Here is a 22,071-nt window from a genome sequence, read left to right as displayed (position 1 = left end):
GTCCGTCACCGATCCACAGGAGCCGGTCCCCGAGCGGGGGCCGGCTCTCGTGCGTCGGCCTCTGCGCGTTCCAGGAGCTCGGTGACCTGCCTGCGTGCACCGGTGACGAAGGCGCCCGCGAGCTCGTCGGGCTCGTGGGAGGTGATGACCTGCAGCGGGACGCTGAGGCGCTCGCCGGTGGGGATGAAGACGACGTCGGAGCGGTCGCGGTCGATGAACAGCAGTGGTTGGACGGCGACGCCGATGTCCCCGCCGACGAGCGAGAGCTGGGCGTGCATGTTGTCGGCGTCGATGATGTGCTCCGGCGCGCAGCCGCGAGCGGTGTACAGCGCGACGAGTGCGTCGTAGAACTCCGGGTTCCGCTCGCGCGGGGCCATGACGAAGGTGAGGCCCCGCATCTGCCTGAGATCGATGTGGGCCTTCGCGGCGAGCGGGTGCCCGGTGGGCAGCACGGCGTAAAGAGGCTCGTGCACGAGCTCATGGCTGGTTGCTGCCGTCGGTCGGTGAGCGGTGCGCACCACGGCGACGTCGAGCCTGCCCTCGCGCACCGCACGCAGCTGCTCGTGGGAGGACATGGGGTGCAGGCTGAGCCGGATGTCCGGGAACTCGGCGTGAAGCCCGCGGACCACCTGCGGGACAAGCGTGCGCATCGCGGGATTGACGGCCCCGATCCGGAAGACCCGGCGCATGCCCGCGGCGACGCTTCGCACCTCGTTCTCGAGGGCGTCGGCGTCCCGCACCAGAAGGAGAGCGCCCTGGTAGAGAGCTTCGCCCGCTTGCGTGAGGCGGCTCCGCCTGGTGGTGCGTTCGAGCAGCGCTCCACCGATCGAGCGCTCCATCCGCCGCACCGTCTCGCTCAGGGTGGGCTGGGAGATGTGCAGGCGCGCGGCAGCGGCGCGGAAGTTCAGCTCCTCGGCGAGCACCACGAAGTGCCGAAGGTCGCGAAGGGCGATCACAGGGCTCCTTCTGTTCGCGGACCGGTTGCTCTGAACGGTAGGCGCAGTGCGACTGGTGGCAATGGCGACGCGCGAGGACACTCGTGGGGCGCCCCCGCCCCGCCCGCTCCCGCCTACCCTTGTCCCCATGCCCCGACGCCGTATCGACCCCACGATCGGGCTTGCCGCCGTGCGGGCCTGGCAGGCCGACCCGGGCGCGATCTCGCGGGCCGACCTCATGACGGCGGTGCGGTTCACGCTCGAGGAGCTCGCCGAGTCCTCGCCGGGCGGCGCGCTGGAGGTGCGGGTCCCGCCGGCGGGCGCGGTCCAGGCGCTCGGCGGGCCGAGGCACACGCGCGGCACCCCGCCGGGCGTGGTGGAGACCGACCCGGCCACGTGGCTCGAGCTCGCGAGCGGGGACCTCGACTGGGACGCCGCGGTCGCGGACCAGCGCGTCTCGGCGTCGGGGGAGCGGGCGGACCTCGCGGCGTGCCTGCCGCTCGTGCGCAGGGGTAGGTTCAGCCGGTGACGCAGCCCGACCAGGACCCGACCGGACCCGCAGATTCCGGTAGCGGTCTCCCGCCCGAACCGGGCCAGACCCGTCCCGACGACGACGACGATGCCGCTCCCGCCCCGCAGGCCGCGCCGGCCCCGGATGGCGCCGAGCACGGAGACGCCGAGCAGGGCGACGCCGAGCCGCAGGAGCCCGCCGAGCGCGCGACGACGGTCGGTCACGTCCGCAGCGCCCCGCGCTACGGGCGGTTCATCTGGGTGGGTTTCCTGCTCGGTCTGCTCGCCAGCATCCTGCTGGTGGTCTTCACGAACGGGGAGTCGTTCGGTGACCAGTACGGGGAACAGGTGGGCGGCAACCAGTTCTTCACCGACCGCCTCAGCGACTCCAACGCGATCGGCCTGCTCGTGCTCACGCTCGGCCCCGCGGGGATGATCCTCGGCGCGTTCGTCGCCTACCTCCTGGACCGCCGCTCGCTGCGCCGTAGGGAGCGCGCCACGCGCGGTCTGACGGACTGACTACCAGGTGACGCCGGCGTCGGCGGACACGAGGGTCTCCTCGCCGGCCCACAGCCACATCGAGCTGCCCGCGCCCGCCACGGCCGTCTGACCGGCCACGGGCTGGACGTCCTCCGCGCAGCCGACGGGCGCGGTCGTTCCTTCGATGCCGGCGGACCAGATCTGCGTGCCGGCACAGTCCTCGGACGAGCCGGCCAGCACGTAGCCCTGCAGGGTGAGGCCGATGGCCACGGCGTCGGTCTCCTCGACGGCGGTGGTCCAGGACGCGCCGCCGTCGGTGGAGACGCTGAGGCTGCCGTCGGTGCACAGGATCGCAGCGCTGTTGTCGTCGAACCCGGCGAGCCCGGCGATCTCGCAGGGTGCGTCGACCTGGCCGACGGTGGTGCCGAGCACCGCGCGGTCGGTGGGGTCGACGTACCAGCTGCCTTCGACGAGCTCGGGTGCCTGTTCCCAGCTGGTGCCGCCGTCCACGGAGCCGGCGTAGGTCGGCGAACAGTCGGGATCGGCTCCGCCGATGGCGAAGACGGCGGCCGGGGTGATGGCCTTGAGGCGGGAGACGGGGGCGAGTTCGCCGACGTCCGCGGAGGACCAGGTGGCGCCGCCGTCCGTGGTGAGCTCGACCGATCCGGGCGCCTCGCAGCTGCCGACGACGGCGCGCCAGGCGACGTCACCGTTGGCGCTCGCGATGAGCCGCTCCGCGGGCACCGGCGCCTGTGCGTCGACGGCGGGTGCGTCGCTCTCGGACTCGTCGGGCTCAGTCAGCGCGCTCGCCCCTGACTCCGATTCGGAGGGCGCCTCGGTGTCCGACTCGTCAGCCGAGCCGTCCGGAGATCCGGCCACGACCGGAGGCGTGTAGCGCTCCCCGTCGATCGACTGGGCGCTGGTGTCCCTGGTCAGGAGCATGATCGCGAGAACCGCGTTGAGCACCACGAGGGCGCCGAGTCCGGCATAGAGGAGGACTCGGCGCGCGCTGGAGGACATGCGGACGAGCATAAAGGACACGATCCGGCCCGGAACGGAAACGAGAACGATGGCCCAGAGATGGCCCACAAATGTCCAGGTCCGGGCGTACCAGGTGACGCAGCCGTCAAAATCCATGCGTCTGGATCGAGACGGGGTGAATCGGAGGGTGATTACGATGGCGGGACCCCCTTCCCTTGGCGGCCGATGGCCCCGTCTGTAGGAGTTCTCATCCTGATGGATCTCCATCCGTTCGTCCGGCGCCTGCTCAGGGTCGCCTGGGACGTGGCCAGCTGGCTCCTCGCCATCACCGCTGTGGTGATGACGCGGTACGACTTCTACCTCGAGGTCGACCAGTGGAACTGGATCGCGATCTACGCGGCGCTCGCCTGCGGCGCCCAGCTCGTCGCCGGTGCCGTGCTCAAGCTCTACCTGGGCCGATATCGCATCGGCAGCTTCGACGAGATCGTCGGGCTGATCGCCACGGTCGTCATCGCCGCCTTCATCGCGGGCGTCAGCTTCCTCGCCATCCGTCCGATCAGCGACTTCCCGCGCGGCGTCGCGCTGCTCGCCCCACCGCTGGCGCTACTCCTCATGGCGTCGGCCCGCTGGGCGTACCGCGCGTGGCGGGCCCGAGGCAGCGTCATCCCGGACGACGCGGAGGACGCACTGATCTATGGCGCGGGCGACGCCGGCTACCAGCTCGTGCGGCTGCTCAAGATGGATCACGCCACGCCCTACCGTCCGGTCGGCTTCATCGACGACGACCCGAGCAAGCGCAACCTCGCCCTCACCGGGGTGCCGGTGCTCGGATCGCGGGAGCACATCGCCGACGCGGCCAGGGCCACGGGTGCGACCACGGTGATCATGGCGATCTCCGCGGCGACGCCGGAGATGATCCGCGAGGTATCGAAGGCGGTCGAGGACGCGGGGCTGAAGTTCCTCCTTCTTCCGCCCGTGAGCCAGATGGTCGGCGGGCGCGTGAGCCTGTCGGACGTCAAGGAGCTCGACATCGCCGACATCCTCGGCCGGCGCCAGGTGGATCTCGACCTCGACTCGATCGCTGGCTCTCTCACGGGGAAGCGGGTGCTCGTCACCGGCGCGGGTGGATCGATCGGTTCCGAGCTCGCGAGGCAGGTGCACCGCTTCGGGCCCGCAGAGCTCGTGCTGCTCGACCGGGACGAGTCCGCGCTGCACGCGGTGCAGCTCTCGATCTACGGCAAGGCCCTCCTCGATACGCGGGACATCGCGCTCGTCTCGATCCGGGACGAGGAGGCGCTCGAGGCTGTCTTCGACGCGCACCGTCCCGAGGTGGTGTTTCACGCGGCCGCGCTCAAGCACCAGCCCCTCCTCGAGATGTACCCGGAGGAGGGCTGGAAGACAAACACGCTCGGCACCCTCAATGTGCTGCGCGCGGCCGAGAAGGTGGGCGTGCAGCAGTTCGTTAACGTCTCGACGGACAAGGCTGCGGCGCCGGTGAGCGTGCTCGGGAGCACGAAGCGCGTGGCGGAGCGTCTGACGTCTTGGTTCGGTGAGACTGCTGACGGCACCTACATCTCGGTGCGGTTCGGCAACGTGCTCGGGTCCAGGGGCTCGATGCTCCACACGTTCAAGGGCCAGATTGAGCAAGGTGGCCCTGTGACGGTGACTCACCCGGAAATCACCCGGTACTTCATGACGATCCCGGAGGCCGCACAGCTCGTCATCCAGGCGGCGGCGATCGGGAACGACGGCGAAGTTCTCGTTCTCGACATGGGTGAGCCGGTGAGCATCCTTGACGTGGCGGAGCGTCTCATCGCTGCTTCCGGCAAGAAGGTGGAGATCGTCTTCACTGGCCTGCGGCCGAACGAGAAGATGCACGAGGTGCTGCTGAGCGAGACCGAGACGGCCACGCGCTCGAACCACCCGCTCATCTCTCAGGTGCCGGTGCCGGCGCTCCCGCCCTCGGAACTCGATCCAGCGCATAGGCGAGCGACCCAGCGAACCGCACAGAGCAACGGTGTGGTCGCCGAACCCCTCGTCTCGCCCACAACCACACCGCGAAGGGACACCTCGAATGCCTGAACGCATCTACCTGTCGTCCCCGGACGTCACTGAACTCGAAGAGCAGGCACTCCTGCGGGCCTTCCGATCGGGGTGGATCGCACCACTGGGGCCCGAGGTGGACGCGTTCGAGCAGGAAATCGCGGACTACACCGGGCGCGCTCATGCGGTGGCGCTCTCATCCGGCACAGCGGCACTGCATCTCGCTCTGCTCCAATTGGGTGCCGGTCCGGGCAACGTTGTCATCACCGCTTCGATGACGTTTGCCGCAACCGCCAACGCGATCGTCTACACGGGCGCGGACCCCGTATTTGTCGACAGCGACGAGACCGGGAACATGTCGGTCGAACTCCTTGAACGAGCTATCCGTGAGGAACTAGATCTCGGCTCAACCATCGCCGCGATCGTTCCCGTTGACCTCCTGGGCAAGCCTGCGGACTACCCAGCCATCGAGGCGCTTGCGGCCGGTCACGGCATCCCCGTGCTTTCTGATGCTGCCGAGTCGCTCGGCGCGGTGCGTCATGGGCGACCGGCTGGAAAATCTGGAGCTGCCGCGGCGATCTCCTTCAATGGCAACAAGATCATGACCACGTCCGGGGGAGGGATGCTGGTTACCGATGACGAAGATATGGCTTCACGAGCGCGCTACCTTGCGACGCAGGCCCGCCAACCGGTCGTCCATTACGAGCATACCGACATCGGGTACAACTACCGACTGTCGAACCTTCTTGCAGGAATGGGTAGGGCGCAACTAGGTCGTTTGACCGAGATGATCGACAAGCGACGCCGTACGAGGGTCTGGTATCGCTCGATGTTTGCCGACGTCGCAGGGGTTGAGATCTTCGGTGATCCTGACGGTTCGGAAACGTCTGGGGGCGATCACGATAACTTCTGGCTGACCTCGATTCTTGTCGATCGCGTGATCGCAGGGTGGACCGCAGACGAGCTCGGCCGTTTTCTGAGCGAACGTCAAATCGAGGCCCGACCGTTGTGGAAGCCGATGCACCTGCAGCCCGCCCATGCCGGAAGGCGCGCTTACCTGAACGGGACCAGCGAGTCGATCTTCGGTGTGGGGCTTTCGCTGCCGAGCGGGTCGGCGTTGACGGCAGAGCACAAGGAGCGCGTCGCGACAGGTATTGCGGAGTTCCTAGGGGAGGTGCACAGACGATGAGTCGTCACTATCTCAGGGCCAAACGTGTCATCGACGTCGTCGTGGGCAGTGCGGCGGTCGTCGCGTCGGCGCCGGTGCAGGCGGTCGTCGCGGGTCTCGTGCGTTCTCGCCTCGGGCGTCCGGTGATCTTCGCCCAGCAGCGACCGGGACGTCACGGACAACCGTTCGTCCTGTACAAGTTCCGCACAATGCTCCCGGTTGACGAAGCGCGCGGGGTGGTCACCAACGCGGATCGAATGACACCCTTCGGTCGATTCTTGCGCAGTACGAGTCTCGACGAGCTGCCGGCACTGTGGAACGTCGTGCGCGGAGACATGAGCTTGGTCGGGCCCCGGCCCCTGCGGACCTCCTATCTCGAGCGGTATACGCACGAGCAGTCCCGGCGGCACGAGGTGCGCCCGGGGGTGACGGGCTGGGCGCAGGTCAACGGCCGGAACCAACTCACGTGGGCGGAGAGGATCGATCTCGACCTCTACTACGTCGACCGGGTCTCCTTCACTCTAGACCTGAGGATTCTCTTGCGCACGATCGGGGCTGTGGTCTCGACCAGGGCCGTCAACGCTGACGATGCAGCCACCATGACCGAGTTCTTGGGCGATCTGGAACTCGCGGCTGACGGTGCCCTGCGCACGCGCAGGCTCGAGCACAAGGACCTGGCCGAGAGAGTCGTATGGTTGAGCGATTCCAGGGTGCGTGACGGCATCACCATCGCGTTTTGGCCGACGATGCATGGCATGGAGCAGTGGTGGGGACGTGCGTCGCGGGACACCCGCAGGGACGATTTCTGCGTGATCGACGGAGACAGTGCCCCCGTCGCCATGTTCGGCTGGACCGTCGAAGGTCCGCGCACGGCCAGCCTCTACCTGTACGTACATCCGGAACGACACGGCGAGCGGATCGGGTCGCGCTCCTTGCGGATGATGCAGCGGGTGGCGCGTGACCACGGCATCGAGACGCTGACGTTGGAGACCAAGGAGGATAACGCGGTGGCACTACGGCTCTATATGGGCGCAGGTTTTGAGGAGACAGACCGCGTGGGGGACAAGATCCTCATGTCGGCCGCCGTCGCACGGCCTCCGACGGACCATGCATGACCGCCGTAAAGATCGTGGTCGCCTCCGCCGGGCGACGCCTCTACATCCTCCAGTGGCTCCGTGAGGCTGCGCGGCGACTGGATCTCCGACTCGAGCTGCTAGCCACCGACGGGGACGCCAACGCCGCAGCTCTCACGGGCAGCGACCGTGCGGAAATCTTGCCGCCATACGCGAGCGACGAGTACCGGCCGGCGATGCTAGACCTCGTCGACCGGGAGCGGCCCGACCTAATGTTCTCGCTCAACGACTACGAACTGATGGTGCTGGCCGACGGCCTGGCCGATGAGATCGAGGCGATCGCCGGTAGGGTGCTCGGCGTGCAGGGAAAGGCCGGACGGACGGTCGTCGACAAGTTCGAGATGTCGACCGAGTTCTTTAAGGCCGGCCTGCCAACCCCGCACACCTGGCTCGGTTCGGACGTCCTGGAGGGGCGCCTCGAGGCACACGATGTGGGGAGGTTCGTGGTCAAGCACAGGTTCGGCAGCGGGTCCTCGGGTGTCTTCCGCACGCACCGTGCCCAACTACGCGAGGCGGTCCACCGCGCGATGCCGGGAGCGCCGGCCGGTCGCCCGGTCGACGGGTCCGGCCGCCCCACGGCCGATGCCGATCTGGTGGTGGTGCAGGAGCTGATCGAAGGGCCCGAGTACGGCGTCGACGGTGTGTACGACATCGAGGAGCGCGGACGGTTCCATGGAGCCCTCGCACGCCGCAAGCTGTCCATGCGCTACGGCGAGACCGACAAGGCGGAGACAGTCTCCGGCGAGATGTTCGACGAGATCCTGGTCAAGGTCGGGTCGATACTTCAGCCGAGGGGGCTGATCGACACCGACATCATTGTCGACCAGGACCGGGGACCGTTCATCATCGACGTCAATCCCAGGTTCGGCGGCGGATACCCGTTCAACCATCTCGCTGGCGCGGATGCCCTGGGCTACTACCTTGCAGTGAGCAGTCACCGAGCGACGGGACCGCTGCCGTTCATCTCGTACCGGACGGGCGTGGTGTCGGCCAAGCATGAAGGGGTGGTGACGGTCCGATGAGCCGCTCGGCAGGACCGGTCGACGGGCCGCGATGCCTGGTTATCTGCCAATGGTTTCCGCCTGAGCCGACGGTCCTGCCTGTCGATATCGCTGACATGCTTGAGCGTGCGGGTTTCGAGACGATCGTCCTGACGGGCCTGCCCAATTATCCGCACGGAACACTCGCCGACGGCTACCGAATGCGCAACCGAGCCGAAATCAACCACGGGCACCGGGTGCTGCGCGTGCTGGAATACCCGAGCCATTCGAGCAGCGCCGTGGGCCGCATGGCGAACTACCTCTCGTTCGCGATTGCTGCGACGGTGTTCGGAAGTCGTCTCGTACGCGGTTCGGACGTGACGTTCGTGTACGGATCTCCAATCACCGCGGCCCTTCCTGCCTATGTTGACTCGCTCGTGCGAGGTACCCCGTACGTCGTGCACGTCCAGGACGTCTGGCCGGACTCGATATATGCCACCGGGTTCGCAGGTCGAGCGGCCCGACTGGTGCGTCCGGTGCTCGAATCTGTCTGCACAGCCATCTATCGCCGCGCGGATGCCGTGATAGCGATTTCCGACGGTATGGGCGACCTTCTGGTCTCGCGCGGCGTCGAGCGGGAGCGCGTCTGGTCCATCTACAACTGGGACGCGCGTGACAGTACGGATCGATACGACCCCGCTCGGAACTCTGAGAACTTGCGCCTGATCTATGCCGGGAACTTCGGTGCGGCGCAGAACCTCGGCCCGCTCGTGGAGGCCGTGGGGAGGCTCGAGGGCGTCTCGCTGACCCTGGTCGGTGGCGGCGTCGAGGAGGATAGGCTCCGAGCGCTCGTGGCGGCCAATGGATGCCAGAACATCGAGTTTCACTCTTCGATGAGCCGGTCGGAGGTGTCGCGTTTTGCGCGGGACTTCGACGCACATATCGTGAGCCTCCAGCGCCAGGAACTGTTCCGGGTCACCATTCCCGGGAAGTTTCAGAGCATTCTTGCGGCGGGGTTCCCGGTACTCAGCATCGTCGACGGCGAGGTCAGCCGAATCGTTGAGGACAATGGTCTCGGGTGGACCGCCGTGCCAGGTGAAGTCGCGAGCATCACGGCCGCGATCGAGGTCGCGCGCCGGTCTGCACGTCCGGAGCGCACGGCGATGGGGGAGCGGGCAAGGCGCTACTACGACCAGCACATGACACGAGAGTCGGCGGCCTCCAGGATCGGTTCCCTGATGAGGCGGCTGGTCGCGGCGGCACCGCGGCGCCGGAGGTCAGGGCGGTAGACCGCACGAACTTCACGATCCGCCGCAATCGGCTTCCCGGGCGCGTCCCGGCTGTACCCGAAAGGATAGGCATGAACTCGTTGGCAGAAACCACGGTGGCCATTACCGGAGGCACTGGATCATTCGGTTCGACCATGGTTCGAGACCTGATTGACCGAAACGTGTCGAATGTTCACGTGCTGAGCCGCGACGAGGCTAAGCAGGACCTTATGAGGCGGAACATTGGCGACGACCGTGTGCGCTTCTTCCTCGGGGATGTGCGGGATGCGGACAGCGTACTCAACGCGCTCCGTGGAGTTGACTATGTATTCCATGCCGCAGCTCTCAAGCAGGTGCCTTCTTGTGAATTTTTCCCTGACCAAGCTGTAAAAACAAATGTGCGGGGCAGCCACAACGTTATCGAGGCCGCGTCGAAGATGGGCGTGCGATCGGTGGTTTGCCTGAGCACAGATAAGGCCGTATACCCGGTCAACGCCATGGGTATGTCGAAAGCGCTGATGGAGAAGACTGCGCAAGCTTTCGCTCGAAACAATCCGAAATCGGACACGACCGTCTCGGTCACGCGGTACGGCAATGTTCTGCACTCTCGAGGTTCTGTAGTTCCACTATTTATCGATCAAATGCGAGCCGGGAAGGAGTTGACCGTAACCGAGCCGCGGATGACCAGGTTTCTCATGTCTCTGGGCGAATCGGTAGACCTTGTTTATCACGCCTTCGCAAACGCGGAACCCGGCGATCTTTTTGTTCGCAAGGCACCGGCTGCCACAATCGAGGTCCTTGCCCGAGCCGTCGCCTCCTTGCTCGGTGATGACGACCCCGACGTGCGGATCATCGGCGTGCGCCATGCTGAAAAGCTCCACGAAACGCTGCTCAGTCGTGAAGAGATGGTGACGGCTGAGGATCAGGGTGAATACTACCGCGTACCGCTGGACGCCCGCACATTGCAGTACGAGCTCTATTTTGACGAGGGGGAAAAGACCGCCCAGCTCGATGACTACACTTCGCAGAACACGAATCGGCTGGGCGTCGATGAGACGAAGAAGCTCCTCATGTCCGTCCCTGAAGTCCGCGCCGAGGTCGAGCGGGCGGTGATCTAGTGCGCGTCCTTGTTACCGGTGCCGACGGGTTCCTGGGATGGCACCTGCGGGTCCTGCTGCGCGCGACGACCGACCACGATGTGGTCGGGATCGGTCGCCGAGAGTGGGGGACGCTCGGGGACCTCGTGCCCTCCGTCGACGCCGTCGTGCACGTGGCGGGGGCGAACCGCGGACCGGACGACGAGGTCGAGGCGACCAACGTGGGTCTTGCCGAGGGCCTGGCCGCCGCCGTGCGCCGCTCGACCGCGCCGGTGGCAGTCGTCTACGCCAACTCCGCCCAGGCCGGGAACGGCTCCGCGTACGGAAACGGGAAGCTGCGCGCGTCCCAGATCCTTCGGTCGGCCGTCGAGGGAGTCGGTGGCCGGTACACGGACGTGGTGCTGCCGAACTTGTTCGGCGAGCACGGTCGGCCGGGCTACAACTCCTTCGTCGCCACCTTCGCCCACGGCGTCGTCGAGGGCGCCGACCTCCAGGTCACGGACCGTGCGGTCGATCTCCTGCACGTCCAGCAGGCCGCGCAGGTACTTGTCGACGCGCTCACGGGCCCGGGCGGCACCGTCGTGCCACGCGGCCTGGCCACGTCGGTGGTCGAGGTGCTCGAGCGGCTGCGGACCCACTGGTCGGTGTACTCCGCCGGAGAGATCCCGGCGCTCTCGGACCGGTTGAGCATCGACCTGTTCAACACCGTCCGGGCGGTCGCCTTCGCACGGCGACCCGCGATCGCGCTCACCCGGCGAGCCGACGAACGGGGGGCGCTCGTCGAGACCGTGCGGGCGCACGGCAGCGAGGGGCAGACGTTCTTCTCGTCGACCGTGCCCGGCGTCACGCGCGGGCAGCACTTTCACCTGCGCAAGTTCGAGAGGTTCATCGTCGTCGACGGGAGGGCGCGGATCTCGCTGCGGCGCGTGCTGACCGACGAGGTAGTCGACATCGACGTCAGCGGGGAGGAGCCGATGGCGATCGACATGCCGACAGGCTGGGCGCACAAGATCACCAACACGGCAGACTCGGCGCTGACCACCATGTTCTGGACGAACGAGCTGTTCGATCCCGACGACACCGACACCTACCCGGAGACTGTCTGATGGGCGAGCGACTGAAGGTCATGACCGTGGTCGGCACCCGGCCAGAGATTATCCGCCTCTCCCGAGTCATCGCCGCGCTGGAGAGGTACACCGACCATGTGCTGGTGCACACCGGCCAGAACTATGACTACGAGTTGAACGAGGTCTTTTTCGAAGATCTCGCGATGCGTCGACCGGACCACTTCCTCCAGGCGGACACGTCCAGCCTCGGCAGCGTGCTCGCCGACGTGCTGCGTGGCACCGAGCGCGTGATCCGAGAGATCGCGCCCGACGCGATGGTGGTGCTGGGCGACACAAACAGCTGTGTCTCAGCCCTCATGGCGCGTCGGATGAAGGTGCCCGTCTACCACCTGGAGGCGGGCAACCGGTCGTTCGACCCCAACGTGCCCGAGGAGATCAACCGCCACCTGGTCGATCACGTTGCCGACTACAACCTGGTCTACACCGAGCACTCGCGCCGCAACCTCTTGGCGGAGGGCCTGCACCCCTCCCGGGTCCTCCTCATGGGATCCCCGATGAGGGAGGTGCTCGACCACAACGCCGAGGCGATCGCGGCCAGCGACGTGCTGGACCGCCTGGGGCTCGCCGCCGGTGGTTTCCTCTTGGCGAGCGCGCACCGCGAGGAGAACGTCGACAGCGCCGACCGCCTGGAGAATCTGCTGGCGTCCCTCGCCGCGGTCGCCCACGACCAGGGTGCGCCCGTGCTCGTGTCCACCCATCCACGTACCAGGAAGCGCATCGAGGCATTCGGTCTCGATGTCGGGGCGGACGTCCGCCTGCACGCACCACTCGGATTCCATGACTACGTGCGACTGCAGCACGAGGCGCGTCTCGTCATCTCGGACTCTGGGACCATTGCGGAGGAGTCCTCGATGCTCGGGTTCCCCGCCGTGACCATCCGGGACGCAATCGAACGCCCCGAAGCGATTGACACAGGGGCGATCATCGTAGCCGGCCTGCGACCGGGCGACGTGGTCGACGCCGTACGGATCACCGTCGCCCAGCACGCCGCTCTCGGCCCCGCGACGATCCCGGACGAGTATGAGATCGTGGACTCTTCCCGACGTGTACTCAATGCGATTCGGTCAACCGCCGGCACGCACAACCTTCGTGCTGGAGTTCGATCTACTGATCGCTTTAAGCGAAGTAAAAATACCGAGGGGCCGTGATGAATGCATCTCACAGCGGGAGCGAGGATAGCCGAGATGGCATAGAAAATGCCTGTCGCATCTCGGTGCTAAGTTCCGTCAGAAACGAATCTGCCTACCTGATCGAGTTTGCCCAAAGCCTTATCGAGCAATCGCTGAGAGAATGGGAAGTCGTATTCGTCGACGATGGGTCAACGGACGGCACCCCAGAGCTCATATCTGAGCTAAAGGACCGTGACCCAAGATTTCGATTAGTCGGTTCCGGAGAACATGTTGGGAAGGCTGCGGCATTTTCAGTTGCGTACGAAAATTCACGCGCGCCGATCGTATGTCTGGCAGCTGGCGATGATCGACTCCCCCCAGATTCACTTAAGACCCGTGTGGCACTTATGGCGGACGCCCGACCTGGTAGCCCGGTAGCAGCATACGGAAAGCTTCGGACGTTTTCTGATGACCCCAAGTTTGACGGACTCTTGTTGCCAAAGGGAAGTGCATCGTCGCGTTCTGGCGGCTCTATCACCTTCAATCGCGCTCTGGGCGACGTCCTGTTCCCAATCCCTGCGGAACTTCCCAGTGAAGACACATGGTTGCAGTTCGTAGCGAAGAATCGATCGGAGCGTGAGGTGCACTCGTCAGAGGTCTTTTTGGAGTACCGCATTCACGACGAGAACTCTCACCCACGGCAAAGGTCTTTTGAGGAGTTCACAGTTGGGATGGCGAAGCGAAATAGAGTGTGGATAAGTCTTGCGGAAGAACAGCGACTTGAGCTCTCCGCTGAAGAACGCTCAGAGGTTGAGCAGTATATTGCGCGAGAGGACGATCGGGCCAACGGCAGGATATTTAAGATCATGACGGACAGGAACTTTCGGTTGGTAGACAGGCTCGCTGTTGCCTCGATGGCAAATCCCTATCTATACCGCGTGAGAACGAAATTCTACCGCACTTTCACCGGGATGCGCAGTGCCTAGGTTGCTCATGATGCAGTCCAATCTTGTGTCATCATTGGGCCATGTTGACACGATTAGCATGAGCGCTGGAATCAGTCGTCCGAGCATCCACCTACGCCTTTGAGTGTGACCATTGAGGAATGTGGAATAGCGGAAGGTGTAGATGGGAGCCCGTAGCCGATTCGAGCAATTTGCGCGAAGTACCACCGTGCGAGGCTCGCTGCTCCTTGGTGGAACGACTGCTTTTGGGCAGGTCGTCGCCCTCGGCGGACTAGCGGCAGTGTCGCGCGCATATAGTACCGAAAGTTATGGCGCCTATACGGTGGCGATCGCCGTTGGGTCTATTCTGTCTTCGGTCGTCAGTCTCCGTTTGGAGCGGGCAATTGCAGTTCCTCCGAACCATGCGGATGCTCTAAAGATTGCACGGCTCTCGTTGGCCGTGGCGACGTGCATATCTGCGGTAGTTCTTGGAGCATCATTGATGCTCCGGGACCTGTTAGAACATGGAATTGGCAGAAGCCTGGGCCTGCCGATGATGCTACTGATCGTAGTGATCGCATGGTCTACCTCATTATATCTGGTGGTAAGCCAGCTCGCCATTCGTTATCAAGCATACGTGCGAATCGCCACTCGTAATGTTGTACATCCGGCAACTACCGTAATCGCGCAACTCGCCTTGAGTGCGCTTACGCAGCGATTTGGGCTGCTTCTGGGCGCCGCGATTGGGCGCCTAGTAGGAGTGCTGGGGTTGACCCGTTACCTAATTCGGACGCCGGTTCAGGGCAAGCCGACTCCTGAGCCACCAGCGACCTATCGATCTCTGATCAAGAAGTACTGGCGGTTCGTCGCGTTCGGCGCGCCAGCAAATTTGGTGAACGTAGCGAACCTGCAGTTGCCGCCTATTCTATTTGCGATGGCAGCCTCAGTTGGCCTGACTGGCGAATACGGCGTCGCCACAATGGCTGTGAGCGCGCCAGCTGCCTTGGTCGCCACCGCTGTTGGTCAAGTGTTTCTTGGGACATTCGCGGATGCTGTGCGAACCAAGTCCCCGCGTGTTCTTGCTCTCTACCGCAAGGCTAGCTGGGCGTTGGGCGCCATTGCCGTGGTGTGCGGATCGCTAGTCTGGCTCTTCTCGCCTTTGCTTTTTGGCGCACTTCTCCCAGACGACTGGGATTCTGTTTCGTTGTTCGCGCAGAATCTGGCCATTTTGATGACGGCAAGAATACTGGCTGCGCCACTTTCGGTCGTACTTGATGTCCTCCAGAAGCAAGGTATTGTTCTCGTTCTTGACCTGCTCAGACTCGCAGTAGTGTTGTTTTCGTTCGTGGTGCTTCCAGGGCTGGGTCTGTCTCCGGGAGCGATTGTGCTCGCATACTCATTGGGTTCGGCAATTGTGTATGTAGTAACTTGGGCCGTGGCCTACCGGTGTGTTCGAAAGTATTCTGATGCGTCGTAAGAACTCGGATCCCTGCCGCGCCCATCCTGAGGTCCGCCTTAATGAGCGTGGCTTGCCTGTGCAGCTCCAATCTCGAATATTGTGGTGCCTGGGGCTCATACGGGAAGGTGCAGTTTCATCTTTTGGAAGACCTGGACTGTGAGGGAGGTGGGAAGTGATCGAGCTAGCTCTTGTCGTTGGATTGGCGTTCATTGTTTACGCAGCCACGGTTCTGCATTCGACTGGCTACGTTAACGCTAATGCGCTCTTCGCCTATATTCAGACCATTATGGCGCTTGGGACGTTTCCGCTTCTCGACGGCAACAGAGAGTCTCATGTCCAGTACGGGTACATCACGCTGGCTGCTACCCTGATCTATTTTGTCGCCAGTTTTGCATTGATGCTGCGCCGTCCCGTCATGTTGCGAGCCAGGGGCGCTTGGGAGCCCCCGCCGTCGCCTGTTCGCACGTTTGTGCCAAGATTAGCGACTTGGCTCGTGTTGACGCTATGCGTTGCGATCATTGCCGCCTATTACGTCAATGTCGGCGCTAGCGCCTTGATAGAGGGAGTGAGGAATACCGTATCAGGTGGCGATGCGGATATTGCGGGAATAAGATTGTCCGCATATGCAGGCGAGCGATACTTTTACCCCGGCTACGTTAACCAGTTCAAAAATGCACTTTTTCCGGCTCTCATACTAGTCGTTGTGGTGTACTGGTGGAGGTCGGGGCGCCGGCGAATCTTCTTGACCTTGGCGCTCTCGTCGTACGCAGTATTCGGTTTGGTGGGTGCTGGCCAACGCGGCGCCTTCGTGCAGTCTGCCGTTATGGTTGCAGTCTTTAGCTATTTGTTATCGGGGTACCGGTTCCCTCGGGGTTCGATTCGTCTAGGAATCATAGCTGTTTGTGTGCTCGTGACTGTTTCGATGGCTCTTGGCCGCGGCGGGTCGGGATTGGGCTCTGACGCCAGCATGTTCAGTCACGCTGTCGCAGCTCTGAATGATTTTGTGGACAGAATTGTCAGACAGCAGCAAAGTGCTGGGCTTGCGGCTTTCGAGTATATATATGCGCAGCCCACTCAATGGGGTAGAGAGTGGGGGCAGGCGCTGACTGGATTATTGCCTGGGGTGGGGGGTAGTGATCTAGGCGGTAGGGTTTTTGAGCAGGTGTACGGCTCCACCCGAGGGACGATACCGCCATCAATTTGGGGCTCCGTGTACTACAATTTTGGCTGGCTGGGTGTCGTATTGGTTCCCGTTCTCTTCGCGATGACAACCTCGAAAGTTGTGAACATGTCGGCGCTGAGTACACCTCGGAATACACTGGAGTTGACTGGAATCGCTGGGGTTGCCACGACGCTGGGTTTCTGGGCATCCGATTCGCCGATCTTTATTTTTAATAATGGAATTGCAATGTATGCTCTACTTTGGTGTGTCGGGACCGCCGTGCGAAGGCGTGGAGACCTCAAAGGGGGCGGTCGACCGGTTGATCCGGTGAGCGTAGACTTGGGTTGAGTTGCGGCTGGGGTGGTGGCCCGTGAACCGTTATGGCCCGTTGGCCTGTATTGGTCTGGATGGTTGCCACCCGCGATACTTTGACGGCTCTTCGGACATCTGGTGGGGAGCGTGACTCGCGGGGGTAGGTGAGGGTGGGTAGGGGTCGAGGTCTCCGATGATCGGTAGCGACCAAGCAGCCGTTGGTCCCGAGGACCTCGACGTTGACCAACGCTACGGGGGTGCAGCGATGCGCCTACCACTGATCGCTGCGCGCGCTGCGACACGCTCCTGGGCTTCCCCGAGCTCGATGTGGAGGCCGTCGAGCGCACCGTTGCGCTCGTGACGGTCACCGTCCCCGCGCCGTGGCAGTTGATGGGCTGCCCGACCTGCGCGGTGGTGGCGCCCAGCCGCGGACGGCGGCGGCGTGAGCTGCATGACGTGCCGCCTGACCGGACTTCCGCAGATGATGGGCACACGGATTCGGGGTTTGCGGGCTCTTGGGACATTCGGTAGGGGCGACGCGCGCGGGGTGAGGTCCGCCGGGTAGGGGTCGAGGTCCCCGAGGATCAGAAGCGCTAACTCTCTGATCGACCACGAGGACCTCGACGTGTCTCACGATACTTCCGCGCGCCCGAACACCCCCGAGAGCACCATTTCGTGTGGACGATGCGACCTGCTGCTCGGACTCGACGGCGTCCATGTCGAGCACGTCGCCCGCGCAGAGACGGTGATGACGATCACGGTGTCGACCAGCCTCGGTCCGGCGGGATGTCCGGACTGCGGCGTGATCGCGACAGGGCGCGGGCGTCGCGTCCGTGTGCTGCGCGACGTCCCCGGCGACGCCCGGGTCGACTTGCGGTGGCGGCAACGTGTGTGGCGATGCGACGAGCCCGGGTGCGCCCGGCGAGTGTTTGTCGAGGACGTGCCCGCACTCGTCGCCCGTCGCGGGTCGATCACTCGCCGCGCGGTCGCGTGGGCAATCGGACAGCTCCGCCGCGAACACGCGACCGTCCGTGGCCTCGCCCGCCAGATGGGAACATCGTGGAAGACGCTCTGGCGCGCCATCCGGCCCGTCCTCGAAGGCCTCGCAGGCTCCGAGGCCCGCTTCGCCGGCGTGCGGACACTCGGCGTCGACGAACACGTCTGGCATCACATCGACCCGCGTAAGCGCGGCCCGAAGGAACTGACGGGGATGGTCGACCTCACTCGCGACGAGGACGGCGTCACCCATGCGCGTCTGCTGGACCTCGTGCCCGGCCGGTCTGGGAAGGCCTACGCGGGCTGGCTGGCAGACCGCGGCCCGGCGTTCCGTGACGGCGTCGAGGTTGCAGCTCTCGACCCGTTCGCGGGATACAAGACCGCGATCGATGAGCAGCTCGATGACGCGACCGCGGTGCTCGACGCGTTCCACGTCGTCAAGCTCGGAACAGGCGCGGTCGACGAGGTGAGGCGGCGTGTCCAACAGGAGACGCTCGGGCATCGCGGACGGAAGGGCGACCCGCTCTACGGGATCCAGACCATCTTGCGCGCCGGACGGGAACGCCTCACCGAGAAGCAGCGCGCTCGCCTGGCCCGGGCGATCGAGGCCGACCCCGCGCACGAGGAAGTGCTCGTCGCGTGGCAGTGCGCCCAACAGCTCCGCGACGCGTATCGACAGGACAACCTCGCCGCGGGACGCCAGATCGCCGAGCAGGTCGTCGCGTCGTTCTCGTCGTGTCCGATCCCGGAGATCGCGAGGCTGGGACGGACATTGAAGCGCTGGAAGGACGCGTTCCTCGCCTACTTCGGCACGAGCCGCGCGAACAACGGCGGCACTGAGGCGATCAACGGCATCATCGAGCTCCACCGACGACTCGCCCGCGGGTTCCGCAACCGAGACAACTATCGACTCCGGATGCTCCTCGCCGCGGGCGGCCTCACGCCATGACCCCTACCGGATGTCCCAAGAGCCGGTTTGCGGCGTGCTGGCGCGGAAAGGCGCTGGTCGGGTGCGTGGTGGGCGTGTTACTACAGCCCCGCTCGGTCTGGCCGAGGGGCGTAGCTCGTCGGCGGGTTCAGGTGGTGGCGAAGTCGTGGAACCGGCGCGGCTCGGGCAGGTCCAGGGCGGCCAGGATGCTCTTCTGACCCGCGGTCAGGGCAGTGCGCTGAGCGACGCGTCCCTCGTTCGTCTCGAGAGTGACGAGGTGGAGGCGGTCGAGCTCGTGGCGGGTGTTGCGCCAGGTGTCGCCAGTAGCAGTTTCAGTGACGCGGATCAGCAGGAGTGCGAGCCAGCAGAGCTGGACGTGGGCGCGGATGCGGTCCTCGCGGTGGTGGAACACGGGCCGGAGGCCGAGGTGGCCCTTCATGTCGCGCCAGCCGCGCTCGACGGCGAGGAGCTGCTTGTAGGCCGCGGCCAGGTCCTCCGGGGTCAGGGTGGGGTCGCTGGTGCGGAGCAGCCACTTGCCGTCCAGGTGCGCCTCGCGCTCGATAGCCTTCTTGTCGATCCTGAGCAGACCGGACTTCGTGCGCCGTAGGTAGCGGCGCAACCCCGCCTTGGTCTTCAGGGTGCCGACGAGCTCGTCGCGCCGCCTCGTGGTCCAGGCGTCCGAGCCGTCGATCAGCGAGGTCAGGTGTTCGACGAGGTTGGCCCGCACGGCCTGGTCGCGGTCGGCCTGGTCGGGGTTGTGACACACGACGAACCGCTGCGCTCGTGCTCCTCCGTCACCGTCGCCACCGCCTGCCGGGTCGGTGGGGTTGACGTGGACCTCCTTGACGCGCAGGTTGCCGGCCACACTCTTGTAGCGACCGGGCCGCGCGAGGGCGGCGGCGGCCTCGAGGTTGGTATGACGCAGCTTCTCGGCGTGGATGTAGTGCCCGCCCCCGCGGGTGAGGTAGGCCCGGTTGGGCTGCGAGGCGAAGCCGCGGTCGGCGACCCAGACCATGCGGTGCAGGTTCCAGCCGGCCAGGTCGTCCTTGATCGTGCGGATGATCGTGGTGTCCTGCTCGTTGCCCGGGAAGGTCCAGCACTTGACCGGGATCCCCTCGCGGGTCACGGCCATGGCGATCACGACCTGGGGCAGGTCGGTGCGGAAGTCCTTGGAGTGCCCGAACGCGCGGGCGCCGGACTCCACCGGTCTGGTGAGGCCGTCGTCGCCGGCGGGCTCGGCCAGCTCGGGTAGCTCGTCGGGCTGCTCGGTCTCGAAGTACGTCGAGGTCGTGTCGACGAACACGATGTCCAGGTCCAGGTTCAACAGCGTGGCCACGGAGTGGAAGACCTCGGCCGCGATGTCCTCCAGTGCGTCGAGCAGGAAGTCCATCGCCCGGTAGGCCCGATCGTCGCTGAAGCCGGCCAGGTCCTCGATCGCCACCCGCTCGGCGACCCACGTGGTGGCGGCGAGCTTGCTGCCCGGTTCCAGGGCCCGCTGGGCCACCAGCGCGAAGACGACCCGCTCCGCGGCGCCGGCGTCGAGCCGGCGGTGCCGGGCGGCCTTGCGGATCGCCGTGCCGATGCCCAGGCGCTGCCAGATCTGGTCCAGGGTCCAGGCCCCACCCATCCGGCGCGACTCCACGACCTCGACCTCGCCTGCACCATCGCCGCCGGCCACCTCCGCAGCGAGCGCGGCCTGTGGCTCGGCGGGCAGCAGACGAGAGATCGAGGACACCAGACGGGTCAGGGCCTCGCGGTCGACCTGGTCCGCGCGCCCGAAGTTGTGCACCACCTTCGCCGTGGAGGCCCCAGTCCTGGGGTGACGTTCGTTGTGGGCCAGTTGGAGGTAGCGCACGACCGAGCCGTCCTTGTTCGTCCGCCGCGTCTCGCGCAAGTACATGCCCACAGACAACCACGGCCATCGCTGCGAATCAAAGCAACACGCCGCACTTCGTGTGCCTACACGATCTCGCAGCCATGCGACCACAAAACCGGCTCTTCCGGATTGAGGGTGTAGACGGCCTGGCGCGGTGGTGAGCGAGGTGCCGGCGTGTCAGCGTCCAGATAGGGGTCGAGGTCTTCCGATGATGGGGGTTCTCACGCCACCCACCGGGAAGACCTCGACGTGCCTGACGCTACCTTCGCCCGCCCTGATCTGACCACGTTCGCTCGTCTGGACGAGCTCGGCTTGGAGGTCGTCGGCCAGCGCATCGAGCCTGGTCGGGCGGTCCTGGCCTGCAGGGTCGTCGAACCGGACAGCTGGTGCCGGCGGTGCGGGTGCGAGGGCGTCGCGCGGGACACCGTCACGCGCGAGCTCGCTCACGAGCCTTTGGGGTGGCGTCCCACGACGCTGGAGGTGAGGGTGCGTCGGTACCGGTGCACGGGCTGCGGGCACGTGTGGCGTCAGGACACGACCGCCGCGGCCGAGCCGCGCGCTCGGCTCTCCCGCCGCGGGTTGCGGTGGGCGCTGGAAGGGATCGTGTGCCAGCACTTGAGTGTCGCTCGTGTCGCCGAGGGGCTGGGGGTCTCGTGGAACACCGCCAACGCCGCGGTCCTGACCGAAGGACGCCGCGTCCTCATCGATGATCCGACCCGGTTCGACGGCGTCAGCGCCATCGGTGTCGACGAGCATGTCTGGCGCCACACCCGCCGCGGCGACAGGTTCGTGACCGTGATCATCGACCTCACCGCTGTTCGCGAGGGGACCGGCCCGTCCCGGCTGCTGGACATGGTCGAGGGCCGCTCGAAACACGCCTTCAAGCAGTGGCTCGCGGGCCGGCCGCAGGACTGGCGCGACGGGGTCGAGATCGTCGCGATGGACGGCTTCACCGGGTTCAAGACCGCCGCCGCCGAAGAGCTGCCCGACGCGGTCGCCATCATGGATCCTTTTCACGTGGTCCGCCTCGCTGGCGACGCGCTCGATGACTGCCGGCGCCGTGTCCAGCAGGACACCTGCGGGCACCGGGGCCGCAAGGGCGATCCGCTCTACGCCGCCCGCCGGACCCTGCACACCGGCGCCGACCTGCTCACCGAGAAGCAGTCCCAGCGCCTGGAGGGCCTGTTCGACGGCGACACCCACGTAGCGGTCGAGGCCGCCTGGGCCGTCTACCAGCGCATGATCGCCGCCTACCGCGTCCCCGACCGCGCACATGGTCGCCAGCTCATGGCCCAGCTCATCGCCTCCGTCAGCTCCACCGTGCCAGCCGCCCTGACCGAGCTGCGCAAGCTGGGCAGGACCCTGAAGCGCCGCGCCGCCGACGTGCTCGCCTACTTCGACCGGCCCGGCACGTCCAACGGCCCCACCGAGGCCATGAACGGCAGGCTCGAGCACCTGCGCGGCTCGGCCCTCGGCTTCCGCAACCTGACCAATTACATCGCCCGATCACTACTCGAGACGGGCGGATTCCGACCCCAACTACACCCTCGAATGTGAAGAGCC

General features: G+C 65.4%; 18 protein-coding genes. 15 read left to right on the top strand and 3 right to left on the bottom strand.

The window, feature by feature from the left end:
• Positions 1 to 5: 5 nt before the first annotated feature.
• Positions 6 to 956 carry a LysR family transcriptional regulator gene (locus tag ACZLMO_RS16235; protein ID WP_463654327.1) on the bottom strand — a complete coding sequence of 317 codons (951 nt, stop codon included), beginning with the start codon at positions 954 to 956 and terminating at the stop codon, positions 6 to 8.
• A 127-nt stretch (positions 957 to 1,083) separates the two neighbouring features.
• On the opposite strand from ACZLMO_RS16235, the gene ACZLMO_RS16230 reads away from it, so the two are divergent.
• The gene (locus tag ACZLMO_RS16230; protein ID WP_463654326.1) at positions 1,084 to 1,464 is read left to right on the top strand and encodes a sterol carrier family protein; all 381 of its coding nucleotides are present in this window, start codon (positions 1,084 to 1,086) and stop codon (positions 1,462 to 1,464) included.
• Positions 1,461 to 1,964 (top strand): hypothetical protein, encoded by a 504-nt coding sequence (locus ACZLMO_RS16225; RefSeq protein ID WP_463654325.1) that lies wholly within the window; start codon positions 1,461 to 1,463, stop codon positions 1,962 to 1,964. The genes ACZLMO_RS16230 and ACZLMO_RS16225 overlap by 4 nt, the downstream gene beginning before the upstream one ends.
• Here ACZLMO_RS16225 and ACZLMO_RS16220 read toward each other — a convergent pair whose 3' ends face one another.
• Positions 1,965 to 2,945, bottom strand: a complete 981-nt coding sequence (locus tag ACZLMO_RS16220) for a WD40/YVTN/BNR-like repeat-containing protein (RefSeq protein WP_463654324.1) — start codon at positions 2,943 to 2,945, stop codon at positions 1,965 to 1,967. It abuts the gene before it with no gap.
• 216 nt (positions 2,946 to 3,161) lie between these two features.
• On the opposite strand from ACZLMO_RS16220, the gene ACZLMO_RS16215 reads away from it, so the two are divergent.
• The 12 genes from ACZLMO_RS16215 (at position 3,162) to ACZLMO_RS16160 (ending at position 18,653) form a co-directional block, all read left to right on the top strand.
• Positions 3,162 to 4,988 (top strand): polysaccharide biosynthesis protein, encoded by a 1,827-nt coding sequence (locus ACZLMO_RS16215; RefSeq protein ID WP_463654323.1) that lies wholly within the window; start codon positions 3,162 to 3,164, stop codon positions 4,986 to 4,988.
• Positions 4,981 to 6,138 carry a DegT/DnrJ/EryC1/StrS family aminotransferase gene (locus tag ACZLMO_RS16210; RefSeq protein WP_463654322.1) on the top strand — a complete coding sequence of 386 codons (1,158 nt, stop codon included), beginning with the start codon at positions 4,981 to 4,983 and terminating at the stop codon, positions 6,136 to 6,138. The genes ACZLMO_RS16215 and ACZLMO_RS16210 overlap by 8 nt, the downstream gene beginning before the upstream one ends.
• Positions 6,135 to 7,232 carry a GNAT family N-acetyltransferase gene (locus tag ACZLMO_RS16205; protein WP_463654321.1) on the top strand — a complete coding sequence of 366 codons (1,098 nt, stop codon included), beginning with the start codon at positions 6,135 to 6,137 and terminating at the stop codon, positions 7,230 to 7,232. Before ACZLMO_RS16210 ends, ACZLMO_RS16205 begins: the two co-directional genes overlap by 4 nt.
• Positions 7,229 to 8,272 (top strand): ATP-grasp domain-containing protein, encoded by a 1,044-nt coding sequence (locus ACZLMO_RS16200; protein WP_463654320.1) that lies wholly within the window; start codon positions 7,229 to 7,231, stop codon positions 8,270 to 8,272. Before ACZLMO_RS16205 ends, ACZLMO_RS16200 begins: the two co-directional genes overlap by 4 nt.
• Positions 8,269 to 9,519, top strand: a complete 1,251-nt coding sequence (locus tag ACZLMO_RS16195; protein WP_463654319.1) for a glycosyltransferase family 4 protein — start codon at positions 8,269 to 8,271, stop codon at positions 9,517 to 9,519. The genes ACZLMO_RS16200 and ACZLMO_RS16195 overlap by 4 nt, the downstream gene beginning before the upstream one ends.
• A gap of 71 nt (positions 9,520 to 9,590) precedes the next feature.
• The gene (locus ACZLMO_RS16190) at positions 9,591 to 10,616 is read left to right on the top strand and encodes a polysaccharide biosynthesis protein (RefSeq protein WP_463654318.1); all 1,026 of its coding nucleotides are present in this window, start codon (positions 9,591 to 9,593) and stop codon (positions 10,614 to 10,616) included.
• Positions 10,616 to 11,701 carry a polysaccharide biosynthesis C-terminal domain-containing protein gene (locus ACZLMO_RS16185; RefSeq protein ID WP_463654317.1) on the top strand — a complete coding sequence of 362 codons (1,086 nt, stop codon included), beginning with the start codon at positions 10,616 to 10,618 and terminating at the stop codon, positions 11,699 to 11,701. The genes ACZLMO_RS16190 and ACZLMO_RS16185 overlap by 1 nt, the downstream gene beginning before the upstream one ends.
• Positions 11,701 to 12,870, top strand: coding sequence for a non-hydrolyzing UDP-N-acetylglucosamine 2-epimerase (gene wecB, locus ACZLMO_RS16180; protein WP_463654316.1), 1,170 nt, complete (start codon positions 11,701 to 11,703; stop codon positions 12,868 to 12,870). The genes ACZLMO_RS16185 and wecB overlap by 1 nt, the downstream gene beginning before the upstream one ends.
• The gene (locus ACZLMO_RS16175; protein WP_463654337.1) at positions 12,870 to 13,817 is read left to right on the top strand and encodes a glycosyltransferase family 2 protein; all 948 of its coding nucleotides are present in this window, start codon (positions 12,870 to 12,872) and stop codon (positions 13,815 to 13,817) included. Before wecB ends, ACZLMO_RS16175 begins: the two co-directional genes overlap by 1 nt.
• A 142-nt stretch (positions 13,818 to 13,959) precedes the next feature.
• Positions 13,960 to 15,252 carry a lipopolysaccharide biosynthesis protein gene (locus ACZLMO_RS16170; RefSeq protein WP_463654315.1) on the top strand — a complete coding sequence of 431 codons (1,293 nt, stop codon included), beginning with the start codon at positions 13,960 to 13,962 and terminating at the stop codon, positions 15,250 to 15,252.
• Between the two features lie 154 nt (positions 15,253 to 15,406).
• Positions 15,407 to 16,744: an O-antigen polymerase gene (locus ACZLMO_RS16165; RefSeq protein WP_463654314.1), complete on the top strand. Its 1,338-nt coding sequence runs from the start codon at positions 15,407 to 15,409 to the stop codon at positions 16,742 to 16,744.
• Between the two features lie 589 nt (positions 16,745 to 17,333).
• Positions 17,334 to 18,653, top strand: coding sequence for an ISL3 family transposase (locus tag ACZLMO_RS16160; RefSeq protein WP_425715872.1), 1,320 nt, complete (start codon positions 17,334 to 17,336; stop codon positions 18,651 to 18,653).
• A gap of 127 nt (positions 18,654 to 18,780) precedes the next feature.
• Here the strand turns inward: ACZLMO_RS16160 and ACZLMO_RS16155 are convergent, their stop codons facing one another.
• Positions 18,781 to 20,532 carry an IS1634 family transposase gene (locus ACZLMO_RS16155; RefSeq protein ID WP_463654313.1) on the bottom strand — a complete coding sequence of 584 codons (1,752 nt, stop codon included), beginning with the start codon at positions 20,530 to 20,532 and terminating at the stop codon, positions 18,781 to 18,783.
• Between the two features lie 225 nt (positions 20,533 to 20,757).
• Here ACZLMO_RS16155 and ACZLMO_RS16150 point away from each other — a divergent pair, with 225 nt between their 5' ends.
• Positions 20,758 to 22,065, top strand: coding sequence for an ISL3 family transposase (locus ACZLMO_RS16150; protein WP_425713489.1), 1,308 nt, complete (start codon positions 20,758 to 20,760; stop codon positions 22,063 to 22,065).
• The last annotated feature ends 6 nt before the right edge of the window (positions 22,066 to 22,071 follow it).

This window comes from Georgenia sp. G2120 (assembly GCF_055326485.1).
This window is presented reverse-complemented; position numbering and strand designations above follow the sequence as displayed.

What these genes read in the sequence shown, in the direction of transcription:
- ACZLMO_RS16230 (WP_463654326.1), top strand. Translation starts at nt 1,084, where the DNA reads ATGCCCCGACGCCGTATCGACCCCACGATCGGGCTTGCCGCCGTGCGG.
- ACZLMO_RS16220 (WP_463654324.1), bottom strand. Translation starts at nt 2,945, where the DNA reads ATGTCCTCCAGCGCGCGCCGAGTCCTCCTCTATGCCGGACTCGGCGCC.
- ACZLMO_RS16215 (WP_463654323.1), top strand. Translation starts at nt 3,162, where the DNA reads ATGGATCTCCATCCGTTCGTCCGGCGCCTGCTCAGGGTCGCCTGGGAC.
- ACZLMO_RS16210 (WP_463654322.1), top strand. Translation starts at nt 4,981, where the DNA reads ATGCCTGAACGCATCTACCTGTCGTCCCCGGACGTCACTGAACTCGAA.
- ACZLMO_RS16205 (WP_463654321.1), top strand. Translation starts at nt 6,135, where the DNA reads ATGAGTCGTCACTATCTCAGGGCCAAACGTGTCATCGACGTCGTCGTG.
- ACZLMO_RS16200 (WP_463654320.1), top strand. Translation starts at nt 7,229, where the DNA reads ATGACCGCCGTAAAGATCGTGGTCGCCTCCGCCGGGCGACGCCTCTAC.
- ACZLMO_RS16195 (WP_463654319.1), top strand. Translation starts at nt 8,269, where the DNA reads ATGAGCCGCTCGGCAGGACCGGTCGACGGGCCGCGATGCCTGGTTATC.
- ACZLMO_RS16190 (WP_463654318.1), top strand. Translation starts at nt 9,591, where the DNA reads ATGAACTCGTTGGCAGAAACCACGGTGGCCATTACCGGAGGCACTGGA.
- wecB (WP_463654316.1), top strand. Translation starts at nt 11,701, where the DNA reads ATGGGCGAGCGACTGAAGGTCATGACCGTGGTCGGCACCCGGCCAGAG.
- ACZLMO_RS16175 (WP_463654337.1), top strand. Translation starts at nt 12,870, where the DNA reads ATGAATGCATCTCACAGCGGGAGCGAGGATAGCCGAGATGGCATAGAA.
- ACZLMO_RS16170 (WP_463654315.1), top strand. Translation starts at nt 13,960, where the DNA reads ATGGGAGCCCGTAGCCGATTCGAGCAATTTGCGCGAAGTACCACCGTG.
- ACZLMO_RS16155 (WP_463654313.1), bottom strand. Translation starts at nt 20,532, where the DNA reads ATGTACTTGCGCGAGACGCGGCGGACGAACAAGGACGGCTCGGTCGTG.